A 13,806-nucleotide genomic window follows, 5' to 3' on the forward strand; every position below is an offset into this window, starting at 1 on the left:
ACTCAACGGATTTTTCCGCGATGTAGTTCAGCTCAGGGTTTTAATAGTGTTTTTTTGGTGGATTAGAATCGAAATTTCTCAATGCTGCAGCAATCAGGTCTGGCTGAATGTCCAGAGCCCATGCTGCTGCCACCGCCGCCATGATTGTCTCCGGCTGTTCCGCCTTGCTGGTTTTTAATGCAGACAATGCAAGCAAATTAATTTCTTGGTTGCCAGTCGCCAGAATAATTTGTTGATCGCGCATAAACACTGCACGTTTTCCTAATTGCAGATGTTTGCAAATCGCCGCATTGTGAGTGCTTAAGCCGTAGTAAATAACTTCGCCATCGGACAATTCGGCGAGTTCTTCTGCTTGCGGGATTTCGGCATTAATTACGGCGCAACCATGTGGCAGGACGACATCGACCTGAGCACGCATCACTTTAAACATTTGTTCGGCTTCAGTGATATAAAACTCAGCCAAATCTTGATGCCCATCCAAGTCGGTAATCACGCCCACGGTACATTTGTCGTAAGCTAAACCGTCTTTCAGAATATTGCGTGCGTTAGTTTCGAAAACGGCACTTTGCACGTTACGATTGAGAAGCAAGCGTTGACCAGCTTCCCAACTGGTGCAGTTGGTTTTCACCACCTGACGTTGATCCAGATACAAACCATCGCTGCACGCTACGCCGGAATATTGACCACTCATGCTGAGCATGCTGGACACCAAGCGGGCAATTAAGCTGCATCCTTTGCTGCCAGCGACGCCGACGATAGGCATGCGTCCATTATCTTCTTCGCCAAATAAATGCTGAATGATGGCTGCGCCGATATCGCGCGGTTTTCCCTGTGCGGGTTTGAGATGCGACAATAAACCTGGGCTAGCGTTGACTTCAATAATCGCACCACGTTGTTCTTGTAGGGGACGTGAAATATCTTCACACACCAGATCAATGCCTGCGATATCTAAGCCAACAATGCGGGTCGCTAAGGCAACCAAGCGGGCGTTTTCTGGATGAACTTCATCAGTCACGTCGATAGCGACATTGCCATTAATCTGAATCAAAACGTTTTGACCTTGCGCTGGTACCGATGTCGCATCCATGCCTTGGCGTTTTAGTTCCAAAATCACTTCTGCGCTGACATCGGCCATGATCAAGCCCAGAGGGAATTCTTCTGTGGTGCCGCGACGGGGGTCAATATTGATTTGCTGTTCAACTAATTCGTTAATCGTCGATTTGCCGTCACCGATGACGGAAAGAGATTCTCCTTTGGCGGCAGCGACCAACTTATTCCCAACGACCAATAGACGATGTTCATTGCCGGTAATATAGCGTTCAACTAACACACTTTTACTATCGCCTTTACGAGAAGCTAGTGCGTACGCCGCGTGAATTTCTGCTTCTTCTTTCAGGTTTAACGTGACACCACGACCATGATTGCCATCATAAGGCTTGATCACGACTGGTAAGCCAATATCCTGTGCTTCTTCCCAGGCTTCTTCCGCACTGCGCACTAGGCTGCCTTCAGGTACGGGAACACCGCAGGCTTTAAGTAAGGATTTCGTCATATCCTTATCGCTGGCAATGCTCTCTGCAATCGCGCTGGTGCGGTCGGTTTCTGCGGTCCAGATGCGGCGTTGCGAGCTACCATGGCCCAATTGAACCAGATTGCCTTCTGTTAAACGGATGGAGGGAATAGTGCGATCTGTTGCAGCATCAACGATATGTGCCGTACTTGGGCCTAGGCAAAGTGCGTCGACCATGTCGCGCAATTTTTCTAGTTCAGTATCGAAGTCGTAGGCTTGATCTTCGATCAGAGACATTAATAAATCACGTCCCATAGTGAGCGCTGCGCGACCGACGTGCTCTTGACGTGTACGGAAAGCCATTTTATACACGCCTTCAATATGAGTAGAGCGGGTTTGACCAAAGCCAGTGCGCATACCTGCCATATTTTGCAATTCAAGAACGACGTGTTCAAGAATATGACCAACCCAAGTGCCTTCTTTCAATCTTTCTAAAAAGCCACCCACTTCGCCCACGCCGCAGCGATGTTGCAATAGACCCGGCAATCTTGCAGTTAGACGTTCGTACAGGCCAGGCAATTTATTGGAGGGGAGTTCTTCGAATTCGCCAATGTCTAGCCAAACTTCAATGACTGGGCGATACGTCCATATGTTCGGTCCGCGTAGATGAGTAATGCGCAGCGGGGTGATGTCTTTCTTTTTTGTAGTCATGAATGTCAATTTTATTATTGAATAGTGATATCGCTATTCGCTTCAATTTTGTTGGAACTCAATCTATTAATTTTTTGGTAAGCAAGTGACGCAGCTTAACGGCTAGACCAATGCACCAGTGTTTAACGTGCTGAAAGGTCTACAAGCTGACAAGGCATTGTTAAATTCAGCAAATTTGAAAATATCTCGCCTGAGCTTGCTGGTATACTTCTTACCAAAGATAAAAACAGATAATCTCCATGATCTTGTTTCCCTGTCGACAGAATACCGTAATTTGTCGTTTCAGTCATACAGCTTGATGCAATCTCCCGTAGTTTTATGGGGCTTTCTTGATGATTCTCGCCCTTATTTGCCTGTCTTAACAAAAAAAATGCGGTTTTTTTAATTTTTGTTGAGTTTCTTGATTTGTTCAGAATACTCATCTTTGGAGTTCATTTTACGATGACAACAGCACCAATAGCTATCACCAGCTCAATGCCGAATTTGCCTGAAAAGTGGAGTCAAGAATTAAGTTTGCAATTAGTGCAAGATGAAATAGTAATTAATGCTGTCGAGACGGATCTCGATGCCAATCTGCGTTTCGAGCAAGGATTAATTGTCGTCACAAATCAACGCTTGTTATCGAAATCTCCGAATGATACACAATGGCAGAGCTGGTCGTATTCTGCCGGCCTGCAAATACGCCATCACGATCATGCTGGCGTTGGTCATCTGGAATTGCTGGATGACGCAAAACTATTAGCACACTGGCGCTTTACGCTGGGACAGAATCTGTTGGTCATTCGCTTGATGGATGCGTTTCGTGAAAAGCTGCAAGAAACGCTGACGGGTAAACCAGTTGAAAAAGCTGAACAAAATATTTGTCCGAGTTGTAAGGCAATTTTGGAGCCTGAGCAAGAAGAGTGTCCAGTCTGTACCAAAGTTATTCATACTCCACCATCGACCTGGACCTTGTTCCGATTGTGGCGTTTTGCTCGTCCTTACCGCGTGTCTCTATTCATAGGCTTTACTCTGATGTTGCTGGGTACGGCAGCACATATGATTCCGCGTTATCTGACCAAGCCTTTAACCGATGAAGTGTTGATCCCTTATCAAAACGGCCAACACGTTGATCCTGCTTTGGTCGCTACTTATATCGGCGGTTTGTTTGGCGCAGCGGTATTGGCGTGGCTATTAAGTTGGGGGAAAACTTATATTCTCGCCTTGGTGTCCGAGCGCATAGGTGCTGATCTGCGCACGGCAACTTATGAACATTTGCTGAAGCTTTCACTCGAATACTTTGGTAGCAAACGTACTGGCGATTTAATGTCGCGTATCGGTAGTGAAAGCGACCGGATTTGTGTTTACTTGTCCTTGCACTTATTAGATTTCGCAACCGATGTGTTGATGTTTATTATGACCGCTGCATTTTTGCTGCAGATTAATACTAAATTGGCTTTGGTAACCTTGTTGCCTTTGCCTTTAATTGCTTGGGCTATCCATTTGGTTCGTGATCGTTTGCGTACCGGCTTTGAAAAAATTGACAGAGTTTGGGGTGAGGTTACGAATGTACTAGCAGATACCATTCCAGGAATTCGTGTGGTGAAAGCATTCGCACAAGAGAAGCGCGAAGCGACGCGTTTCCGTGAAGCGAATAAGCACAACTTGGCCGTCAACGACAAGTTGAACAAAGTTTGGTCTTTGTTTTCACCTATCGTTTCTTTCTTGACCGATATCGGTATTCTGGTGGTGTGGGGCTTCGGTATCTGGCAGGTGTCACACAATGAAATTACGGTCGGTGCCTTGGTATCTGCGGTGGCGTTCATCAGCAACTTTTACGGTCGTATCGATTCTATGAGCCGTATCGTCTCAGTGACGCAAAAATCAGCATCTGCTGCTAAGCGTATTTTCGATATTCTTGATCACGTTTCCAGCGTACCAGAACCACAAAATCCGGTAAAAATCAAAGAAGTCAAAGGCCAGATTGAACTACGTGAAGTGGGTTTTCGTTACGGCAATCGAGCCGTGAATCGGAATGTGAGTTTGAACATTCAACCAGGTGAAATGATCGGTTTGGTTGGACACAGCGGTTCTGGTAAGAGCACTTTGGTGAATTTGATTTGCCGTTTTTATGATGTTGCCGAAGGTGCGATTTTGCTCGATGGCGTAGATATCCGTTCATTTGCGGTGGCTGACTATCGCAGCAATATTGGTTTGGTGTTGCAAGAGCCATTCTTATTCTTCGGAACGATTGCTGACAATATTGCTTACGGTAAGCCTGATGCAACGCGGGAAGAAATTATTGCAGCAGCCCGTGCAGCACATGCGCATGAATTTATTTTGCGCTTGCCGCAAGGGTATGACTCTATGGTCGGCGAACGTGGTCAAGGATTGTCAGGCGGTGAACGTCAAAGGATTTCCATCGCGCGTGCATTGCTGATTGATCCACGTATTTTGATCATGGATGAAGCGACTTCCTCAGTGGATTCTGAAACAGAAAAAGAAATCCAAAAAGCCTTGGATAATCTGGTGAAAGGCCGCACTACTATTGCGATTGCCCATCGCCTTTCTACCTTGCATAAAGCAGATCGACTGGTTGTGCTCGACAGAGGTGAAGTGGTTGAAGTTGGTAGTCATGATGATTTGATGGCGAAGCAGGGCGCTTATTTTAAATTGTACGAAGCACAGGCGCGTAACGCTGCGGCCTTGGCAGTAGCAGGGGAATAAAAAATGACGACGACATTTCAATTACATAGAAATAATTTTCGCCAGTTGGTACTGACCGATGCGCAGGGTGCGGAGCACATTGATGTGCGTCCGGTTCGCGCATTTCCAATTCAATCTCCTGATGCGGGTATTTCTTTAGTCAAAGAAAACGGCGCTGAAGTTGCTTGGATTGATCACTTGAATGATTTGCCAGAAGCGGTACGCAACTTGATTGACGAAGAGTTAGAAGGCCGTGAATTTATGCCTGAAATCGCGAAAATACTCAGTGTCACCAGCTTCGCAACGCCATGCACATGGCATGTGCAAACTGATAGAGGGAATACGCACTTTGTTTTAAAAGGCGATGAGGATATACGCCGCATTGGAAAAGAATCTTTACTGATTGCCGATAATCATGGTATTCATTTTCTGATTCGTAATATGTTTGATATTGATAAACATAGCCGGAAAATTTTGGATCGCTTCCTTTAAATCTTGAAGTAACTAGGCGCTTCCAGATGAAATGGGCATGGAAGTTGCAGTCTTTAATCTAGTAAGCGCTTAAATAATTTGACTGCGCCACCTTCCTTCCACGGAATAGTTTCTTGCAACTGAAAGCCTAACTTTTCTAAGAGATTTGACGAAGCTTGGTTGTGCGGTGAAACGATCGCTAACAATTCAGTTAATTTCAGTTCGGTGCGAGCGTATTTTAGTAATCCTGCATTGGCTTCATAAGCGTATCCCTTGCCCGTATAGGCTGGCAAATAGGCATAGCCGATATCGATTCCTGGCAAATCGTCGCGTTTGACCAAACCACATAAGCCTATCGCTGCCTTATCTTCTTTGCGCTCGGCTAGGTATAAGCTAAAACCCATTTTTTCTTGCACTTCACGATGACCTGTTTGAATTGCCTGTTCTGCTTCGGCAATTTTGCGTATTCCTTTGTCGCGAATATTTTCGATGAAGCTTGGTTCATTCACTAGCTGCAAATAAAATTGGGCATCGTCTGCATCCAAAGTTCTTAGCTTCAGGCGTTCTGTTTCAAAAATGATGGTGGTGGACACGAATGCTTACTCCGCGAGTTATTCTGCAAATTGATTTGACTTGGTTGAAGTCGCTTAAGTTTAGCTAGGCTAAGCTAAGTTAAATTAAATCAAATTAAGTTAAGCGAGATAGTTGTTGTCTAGCCGGTTTCGCCACTTTCATTTGCGCTTGATGCAGTTTGAAAACGGAGACCGCTTGCGATAAGGCCTGCGCCTGTTCTTGCATACTTTCGGCAGCGGCAGCGGCTTGTTCAACCAATGCTGCATTTTGCTGGGTCATTTCATCAATATGCGTAATGGCCAAATTAACCTCTTCAATTCCAGCGCTTTGTTCTTGGCTAGCAGCAGTAATTTCCGCCATGATATCGGCAACATATTTTACGGATGAGACAATTTCACTCATTGTGCGCCCCGCATCGTCGACTAAGCGAGATCCCTCATCAACTTTGGATACCGAATCGTTAATCAATTCTTTGATTTCTTTCGCTGCACTTGCCGAGCGTTGAGCCAGGCTACGCACTTCGGATGCGACCACCGCAAACCCACGACCTTGCTCACCGGCACGGGCGGCTTCTACTGCGGCATTTAAGGCCAAAATGTTAGTCTGAAATGCGATGCCATCAATCACACCTATGATATCGACAATACGTTTGGAACTATCTTTGATCGAATTCATGGTGTGTACGACATTTCCTACAACTTCACCACCTTGACTTGCAACACCAGAAGCTTTTAAAGCTAAAGAGTTGGCTTGACGTGCATTGTCAGCATTCTGTTTGACTGTGGAGGTTAGTTCTTCCATAGACGATGCGGTTTCTTCTAAAGAGCTGGCTTGAGACTCGGTGCGTGCAGATAAATCCGCATTGCCAGCAGCAATTTCTCCGGCTGCAGTTGCGATCGTGGCGACACTAGAGTTGACCTGTTGAATCGTCTGAATCAAATTCTGATTCATATGCGACAGTGCATCAAGTAAGACGCCAGTTTCGTCTTCGGCATTTTTTTCGATCTTGGTGGTTAAGTCGCCATCGGCAACACGTGTTGCAATATCAATCGCAGCATTTAAAGGCGCAGTGATGGAATGTGTGATCCAATAAGCGAGCAATGCACAGACTGCGGTAGCCACTAGGCCAGCAACGATCATCATCTTGATAGAAAAACTCACGTCTTTCTTAATCGACGTATCTTCCAGATTCATTTGCTGTCTTTCGTAATCCACTACAGCCTTCATATCTGCGGTTGCCTTAATCAACGCAGGAAAGACTGCAGTATTCATTTGATTTTCTGCTGCATTAATGTCATCTAACTCTAATGAGTCTGCTGCTTTGATAAATGAGGCGACGAATGCCACACGTGATTTTGTCGCTGTTTCGATCAGTGTTTTTCGCTCAGGGTTGTTTGCTTGCTTGGAAAGTTTTTCCAGTAGTTGGCCTATGCTCTTCTTATTGACGTCAATTGCTTGATAGTGTTCTTTACGTAAATTCTGATCACGTGTCAGAAAGAGTGCAGAAACGCGTCTGCCATTTTCTTGCATCAGACGCGCAACTTCGAGAGAGCTTTCGAGGCCACTGACATTTTGATCTAGCATTGCAGAAGTTTGATTAGCGATGGTATTAAGGCGCGTGGCATTAAAGAGTGCCATCAACAGCATAATGACGAGCAGACTGCCAAAACCTAGCCAGAGTCGCGTGCGGATCATGAGTGAATTTAGATGCATATCTTTGCTCCTAATGTAAATGTCAACAAGCCGCATTAATCATACACGTACTGATTCTCATCAGAAATAATTTATTGCGGCGCACATTGAAAACCAACAGCGGCGGCGCGGTAAAATGCGTGCTCGGTGCTTTTTGGCTTGAATTAGCGCGAGTCGGTTCGATAGTGGCTGTAATTAATTGGTTATTTTGTTAATTTTTTGGCGAAAATAAAGATATGAAATTAGCGACACTCAAAGATGGAACACGGGATGGTCAATTGATCGTCGTTGCACGTGATTTGAAAACTGCTCAAATCGCAGATGGTATTGCTGCGACCTTGCAGCATGCCTTGGATGATTGGAATTTTATTGCACCTCAGCTAAATGAAGTGTATGAACGTTTGAATGCAGGGCGTGGTATCAACAGTTTCGATTTCGACCCTAAAAATTGCATGGCGCCTTTGCCACGTGCTTATCAATGGGCGGACGGTTCTTCGTATGTGAACCATGTTGAATTGGTGCGCAAAGCGCGCAATGCAGAAATGCCCGAAAGTTTTTGGCATGACCCGTTAATGTATCAAGGTGGCAGCGACGATTTTATCGGTCCTATGGATGACATTGCCTTATTGTCGGAAGAGTGGGGCATCGATTTTGAAAGTGAAATTGCAGTCGTGACCGGCGATGTGCCGATGGGCGTGAAAGTTCAGCATGCAAGCGAACATATACGTTTATTGATGCTGGTAAATGATGTGTCTTTGCGTAACTTGATTCCGGCAGAATTGGCGAAAGGTTTTGGTTTTTTTCAATCCAAACCCGCTTCCAGTTTCTCGCCTGTGGCAATCACACCAGATGAATTAGGCGATACATGGAAAGACGGCAAAGTACATTTGCCACTACGTTCAAGCTGGAACGACACGTTGGTTGGACAGCCGAATGCCGGTGTGGATATGGTGTTTTCTTTCCCGCAATTGATCACGCATTTATGTAAGACACGGAATGCCCGTGCGGGGACGATTATTGGTTCGGGTACAGTTTCGAATAAAGATCCGAAAAAGGGATATAGCTGTATCGCTGAAAAGCGTGCGTTGGAAATGATTGCCGATGGTGCAGCGAGCACAGAGTTCATGAAATTTGGCGATAAAATCCGGATTGAGATGCTGGATAAAAACGGCAAATCCCTATTCGGTGCGATTGAACAAAGCGTGGTCGAATACACGAAAAGCTAAAGATTAACGGTTTTTGCGAGTGATTTTTGATTTTTTCTAGAAATTAAGTCCTTGAGTCTATATACTGTTCAGGTTATATAAATCGAACAAAGTTATTCTTTATCGTATAAAGAGATATTTCTCTCAATTCAACTTTTTTCATGAAATTTGCGCTGGCTGTGTACTTGCATCTCATGGAAACTCGGAAATTATCCGATAAAGAACTTTACGCTGACTCAAGGATGCTTGCATGAATCTTCATCAATTGCGCTTCGTTCGCGAAGCGGTCAGACAGAACTTCAATCTTACCGAAGCTGCTAAAGCTTTATTTACTTCACAACCTGGTGTTTCTAAGGCCATTATTGAGTTGGAAGAAGAGCTCGGTGTAGATATTTTTGCGCGTCATGGTAAGCGGATTCGTGGCCTGACCGAGCCTGGTCGCGCGGTGCTGAAGTCAGTAGAAATGATTATGCAAGAAATCGATGGCTTAAAACGCATCGGTAAAGAATTTGCGGCACAGGATAGCGGTAGTTTTACGATTGCCACTACCCATACCCAAGCGCGCTATGCCTTGCCGAAGTTAGTGCAGGCATTTATGCAAAAATACCCGAAAGTTCGGTTGTCGCTGTTACAAGGTAGTCCCAAACAAATCGCAGAAATGGTCATGCGTGATCAAGCCGATATCGCGATCGCGACCGAAGCTATTACCAGCGTTGATGGTTTAGTCTCTATGCCTTGTTATCAATGGGAGCACGTGGTCGTAGTGCCGTTAGACCACCCTTTGTTAAAGTTGAAATCGATTAGCTTGGAAGATATCGCGCGTTATCCATTGATTACTTACGATGCCGCATTTGCCGGACGCAGTAAGATCGACCATGCCTTTGAAGTCCGCCATTTAAAACCCGATGTCTTGTTAGAGGCGATTGATGCCGACGTGATCAAGACCTATGTTGAGTTGGGAATGGGTGTTGGCATTATTGCCGGCATGGCATTTGATCCTGAGCGGGATTTGAATTTGCGCACGATTTCAGTCGGCCATTTATTTGGAATGAATGTGTCGCGTGTCGCCGTTAGGCAGGGAGCGTATTTGCGCACTTATATGTACACCTTTATCGAGATGTTATCGCCAACCATGAATCGTAAATTGATCGATCAGGTGATGCAGGGCGGTAAAGATAATTACGATCTTTAATGATCACTAGTGATTTCTAATGATCTCTAATGATCTCTAAATCGCGCGATAATTCGAGTTGCGCGATGTATGTAATAAAATTTTAGTGAAAGAAGACCATGAAGCGAGAAGCTTTAGCAGAATATTATGCGCACTGCGCCGAGAGCTTTGATGAAAAATATCAAGAGCCAGATTTAGAAGAAGATGCCTATGCTGCCGCTGAACATGTTAGCGATGCGCTGGCAAATAAAGATGTATTGGAGTTAGGTTGTGGCTCAGGATTTTGGACTCAACATATCGCTGAATCCGCTAAATCTGTGTTGGCAACAGACATCAACGAAGTTATGTTGGAAATGGCACAAGACCATGATTATCCGGATGGCAAGGTCGAATTTGCAGTGGCCGATTGGCATGCTTTGAATTTACCTGCCGGGCGTAAATTTACCGCGTGCTTTGCTGCAGGCATGTGGTCACACATACGTCGTGATGAATATGATTCTGCGATGAAAAATATTCAGAAAGCTTTAGGTTCAGGTGGCTTGTTGGTTTTGATTGACGATAATGTAGTAGAAGATTTTACTCGCCCGACTGCACGCACGGATAGTGACGGTAATACTTATCAGATTCGTGAATTACCAGATGGCACGCGAGTTGAAGTTATTAAAAATTTCCCTACCGATAGCTATCTGAAAAAGAAATTCTCTGCGATCGCTCGTGAAGTGAGATTGAGTCGCAATGAGTTTTTCTGGATGCTTACTTGCGTTTTAAAGTAATCAATCACTCGAATTGTCCAAGAAAGAATAGTCATGGATTTACCAGCTTGTACAGAAAAAATACGTCAGAAATTAGGCCAGAATAGTAGTTTGAATGCGACTTTGAAATTTGATTGTGGTGACGATGGTGTGATTTTTGTCGATGCTTTAGTTAATCCTCACGTCGTGAATAATCAAGATGCAGAAGCAAATTGCACAGTGACGCTGGCATTGTCAGATTTAGTGGACTTGCTCGCGGGGCAGCTCAATCCTGTGAACGGATTTATGAGCGGTAAACTCAAATTGGCAGGTGATATGAGCATCGCTATGCGTCTGCAAAAAGTCGTTTAGCCAGTGACCGTGAAACTAGATGTAAGACTTGATGTGAAATTTGAAAAGTGACGACCGATATTCAGCAATTTAAGATTTCTCTGCCGCAAATAGCGGAAGAATTTTTATGTGCGGAAGATGAAACGATATTGGCGGCGGCTTTACGCAATGGTTTAATTTTCGCAAATTCTTGCAGAAATGGCAGTTGCCGCACTTGTCTGTGTCAGATGCAAAGTGGGCAAATAGCCTATACGATAGAGTGGCCGGGCGTCAGTTTTGATGAAAAACTAGATGGTTTTATTTTGCCTTGTGTGGCAAAGCCTCGTAGTGACCTAGTGTTAGTTAATCTGGTTTTAAGTAAGTTTAAGTAAGCCGCTAAGCTAAGCAAAGCTAAGTAATGCTAATAAAAATCCCGATGATGCAGCGAACATGATCGGGATTTTTTTGCTTCGGATTCTTTACTGTAATTGACCTTACTTCAGTTGTGCATTGCTACACAACTTAGTTTGTCCAGTCTTTTTATCCCAGCATGGACTATTTGCATCTGCAACAGGTGTTGGCGTGCCTTGTGGATCTATTTTGATCAAACGCGTATCCCACGCCAGAGCGCCATGTTGATTGACATGCAAACGCACGACCCATCCCAAGGTTTGCGCTTCATTATCTAAGGCATCCATCATGAAGTTACCGATGCTGTAAATAATCGGTTTGCCTTTGTATGTTTCTGTGTCTTGTATTACATGCGGGTGGCCACCGATTACCGCATCTGCCCCAGCATCGATCATAATTCTGGCAAGTTGACGTTGTCGTTTGTTGGCGGTCATTTCATTTTCCCAGCCCCAGTGCATAAAAGGAATCACAATATCGGCATGGTAGATTTTCCGCGCGTTGATGATATCGCGCACCACTTGTTCATCTTCGCTCCAGGCAACACCGGCTTTATTCGTATTCGCTTCAAAACTACGTGGCATGAATTCGTCGTAGCCGAGGAGTGCAATTTTTAGCCCATTTTTTTCTATGATGTGCGGACGATGTGCTTCGCTGACATTGTTGCCTCCACCAAAGTAGGCAAGTTCCTGCGTTTTCAATAGACTCAACATCTCACTAAATGCCTCTGGACCAAAGTCGCCCGAATGGTTGTTAGCGAGAGAGACAGCATCGAAATGTTGCTTGAGTACAGGGATGACTCTGGGATGCGCCCTGAAAGTAAAGTTCTTTTCTGCGGCTTTACCTGTGGTCGCTATCACGCATTCCAGATTGCCTATGCGTAAATCTGCGCTAGCGAAAATATCTTTAAACGCCGCGTAGGGGTCATGTCCTTGCTCGATGGTTTTACCAGGTAAATCGGCGAGCACCATATCACCGGCAAACAAAATGCTTACTTGTTTTGATGGTGCATCAGCGTGTTTTTTCGATGCCTGCTGCGCGAAAGTGGCAATCGGAAATAGCAAGCTCAAAGACAATGTACAGATGAGATGTTTGACGACTTGATTCATTTCTTATCCCATCCTAAGTAACATTGGTATTGCATTTCACGTTCAACTTCACCTGCATATAGATGATTGAACGGCGTTAATGCTCGCATCGTTTTGGCGACGCGAATGGGCGCTTGACGGGTGGCTTGGTAGGTGGCTTGATGAATGGGAATATCAAAATCGCGGCCTTGCAAATACGCATATAGCTTGATGTAGTGTATTGGCTTGTTGGGTTCTCCTATCATCACAGCTTTGAAACTGAAACGTCCTCCTATGTCGTGAATTTGCGCAGTATAGGGATCGTTACTTAGTTGTGTATCGATTTGCTGAGTTGTGCCAGCATAGGTGACTTCACATCGCAACAATGGTGCGTTTGTTGCGTGAGCCTGACTTGTGCTAATTGTGAGACCTGTTAGTAGGCAGCTTATGGGGAGAATTAATGAAACAAATTTGTTCGCGTTCAGTTTTTTATTCATCTTTAAGTTACTTAATTGCTGCGTGGTGAATAGAGTCGCCAGTGTAATGCTGAATACGGAAAAAATTGATGTGAATGTCCTCATCCGGGCGATTAATTGATATATCGCGAAAATTTTTCCAAGGTTTGTCTAAATAACAGGCAAAGTGATTCAAAATGCCACGAATTGCACCACTTTCAATTTAAAATTTACTTTCTTGAGGAATTGTGAGTATAATCGGGGTCATCGTTGAGATTCTAGGTAGTAGTGCAGTATCAGTCTGTCATTTCTTGCTTGGTTGAAACGATCTATCGGGCATCTGCCCACATTAACTGAAATAGGAAATTGTAATGGCAACAGGTATTGTAAAATGGTTTAATGATTCTAAAGGTTTCGGCTTCATTACTCCTGACGAAGGCGGCGAAGATTTGTTCGCACATTTCTCAGCAATCGTTTCTCAAGGCTTCAAGTCTTTGAAAGAAAACCAACGTGTTTCTTTCGACGTGACTACAGGCCCTAAAGGCAAACAAGCATCAAACATTCAAGCTATCTAATTTAGATAATTTGCATGGCTTGTTAAAGTCGCAAAATTAAAAAACCCAGTCAAATGACTGGGTTTTTTTTCGTCTTTTTTTTGCATTTTTGTGCCGTATCGCTAATATTCCTTTCGGATCAATATAAACCTAACTATACTTATCTTGTGCCAAATCAATGTTGATTTTAGGCAACTGCATTATTTTTACGGGTTAGCAAAGCAAGATTTACTTATCGCATTT

14 protein-coding genes are annotated in these 13,806 nt (G+C 44.4%); 8 read left to right on the forward strand and 6 right to left on the reverse strand.

Annotation, left to right across the window (positions count from 1 at the left end; all coding sequences use genetic code 11):
- Nucleotides 1–40: 40 nt before the first annotated feature.
- Both H8K55_RS13065 and H8K55_RS13070 read right to left on the reverse strand, forming a co-directional pair.
- Complete coding sequence (locus tag H8K55_RS13065; RefSeq protein WP_186942508.1) at nucleotides 41–2,221, reverse strand: cyanophycin synthetase; 2,181 nt, start codon at nucleotides 2,219–2,221, stop codon at nucleotides 41–43.
- A gap of 122 nt (nucleotides 2,222–2,343) precedes the next feature.
- Entirely contained in the window at nucleotides 2,344–2,643 is a 300-nt protein-coding gene (locus H8K55_RS13070) for a hypothetical protein (RefSeq protein ID WP_186942509.1), read from the reverse strand.
- Nucleotides 2,644–2,662: 19 nt separating this feature from the next.
- On the opposite strand from H8K55_RS13070, the gene H8K55_RS13075 reads away from it, so the two are divergent.
- Both H8K55_RS13075 and H8K55_RS13080 read left to right on the forward strand, forming a co-directional pair.
- Nucleotides 2,663–4,927, forward strand: coding sequence for a cyanophycin metabolism-associated ABC transporter (locus H8K55_RS13075; RefSeq protein WP_186942510.1), 2,265 nt, complete (start codon nucleotides 2,663–2,665; stop codon nucleotides 4,925–4,927).
- A gap of 3 nt (nucleotides 4,928–4,930) precedes the next feature.
- Nucleotides 4,931–5,398 carry a cyanophycin metabolism-associated DUF1854 family protein gene (locus H8K55_RS13080; RefSeq protein WP_186942511.1) on the forward strand — a complete coding sequence of 156 codons (468 nt, stop codon included), beginning with the start codon at nucleotides 4,931–4,933 and terminating at the stop codon, nucleotides 5,396–5,398.
- Between the two features lie 53 nt (nucleotides 5,399–5,451).
- On the opposite strand, the gene H8K55_RS13085 is transcribed toward H8K55_RS13080, so the two are convergent.
- Together H8K55_RS13085 and H8K55_RS22185 are read right to left on the reverse strand one after the other, a co-directional pair.
- Nucleotides 5,452–5,970 carry a GNAT family N-acetyltransferase gene (locus H8K55_RS13085; RefSeq protein ID WP_329605040.1) on the reverse strand — a complete coding sequence of 173 codons (519 nt, stop codon included), beginning with the start codon at nucleotides 5,968–5,970 and terminating at the stop codon, nucleotides 5,452–5,454.
- Nucleotides 5,971–6,064: 94 nt separating this feature from the next.
- Nucleotides 6,065–7,663 (reverse strand): methyl-accepting chemotaxis protein, encoded by a 1,599-nt coding sequence (locus tag H8K55_RS22185; RefSeq protein WP_186942512.1) that lies wholly within the window; start codon nucleotides 7,661–7,663, stop codon nucleotides 6,065–6,067.
- A gap of 215 nt (nucleotides 7,664–7,878) precedes the next feature.
- Between H8K55_RS22185 and H8K55_RS13095 the strand changes: the two genes are divergently transcribed.
- From H8K55_RS13095 to H8K55_RS13115, 5 genes are all read left to right on the forward strand, one after another.
- A complete protein-coding gene (locus tag H8K55_RS13095) occupies nucleotides 7,879–8,868 on the forward strand; it encodes a fumarylacetoacetate hydrolase family protein (protein ID WP_186942513.1) in 990 nt (329 codons plus the stop codon).
- A 229-nt stretch (nucleotides 8,869–9,097) separates the two neighbouring features.
- On the forward strand, nucleotides 9,098–10,039 hold the full coding sequence (locus H8K55_RS13100; RefSeq protein WP_186942514.1) for a CysB family HTH-type transcriptional regulator: 942 nt from the start codon (nucleotides 9,098–9,100) through the stop codon (nucleotides 10,037–10,039).
- Between the two features lie 98 nt (nucleotides 10,040–10,137).
- Nucleotides 10,138–10,791, forward strand: a complete 654-nt coding sequence (locus tag H8K55_RS13105) for a class I SAM-dependent methyltransferase (RefSeq protein WP_186942515.1) — start codon at nucleotides 10,138–10,140, stop codon at nucleotides 10,789–10,791.
- Nucleotides 10,792–10,824: 33 nt separating this feature from the next.
- Entirely contained in the window at nucleotides 10,825–11,121 is a 297-nt protein-coding gene (locus tag H8K55_RS13110; RefSeq protein ID WP_186942516.1) for an SCP2 sterol-binding domain-containing protein, read from the forward strand.
- Between the two features lie 47 nt (nucleotides 11,122–11,168).
- Nucleotides 11,169–11,471 carry a 2Fe-2S iron-sulfur cluster-binding protein gene (locus H8K55_RS13115; protein ID WP_329605041.1) on the forward strand — a complete coding sequence of 101 codons (303 nt, stop codon included), beginning with the start codon at nucleotides 11,169–11,171 and terminating at the stop codon, nucleotides 11,469–11,471.
- A 102-nt stretch (nucleotides 11,472–11,573) separates the two neighbouring features.
- On the opposite strand, the gene H8K55_RS13120 is transcribed toward H8K55_RS13115, so the two are convergent.
- The gene (locus H8K55_RS13120) at nucleotides 11,574–12,596 is read right to left on the reverse strand and encodes a CapA family protein (RefSeq protein WP_186942517.1); all 1,023 of its coding nucleotides are present in this window, start codon (nucleotides 12,594–12,596) and stop codon (nucleotides 11,574–11,576) included.
- Entirely contained in the window at nucleotides 12,593–13,051 is a 459-nt protein-coding gene (locus H8K55_RS13125; protein WP_230408607.1) for a hypothetical protein, read from the reverse strand. Before H8K55_RS13125 ends, H8K55_RS13120 begins: the two co-directional genes overlap by 4 nt.
- 329 nt (nucleotides 13,052–13,380) lie before the next feature.
- Between H8K55_RS13125 and H8K55_RS13130 the strand changes: the two genes are divergently transcribed.
- Nucleotides 13,381–13,584, forward strand: coding sequence for a cold-shock protein (locus H8K55_RS13130; RefSeq protein WP_186916917.1), 204 nt, complete (start codon nucleotides 13,381–13,383; stop codon nucleotides 13,582–13,584).
- Nucleotides 13,585–13,806: the final 222 nt, after the last annotated feature.

It is taken from the genome of Affinundibacterium flavidum, from assembly GCF_014284175.1.
GTDB classification, from domain to species: domain Bacteria; phylum Pseudomonadota; class Gammaproteobacteria; order Burkholderiales; family Burkholderiaceae_D; genus Undibacterium; species Undibacterium flavidum.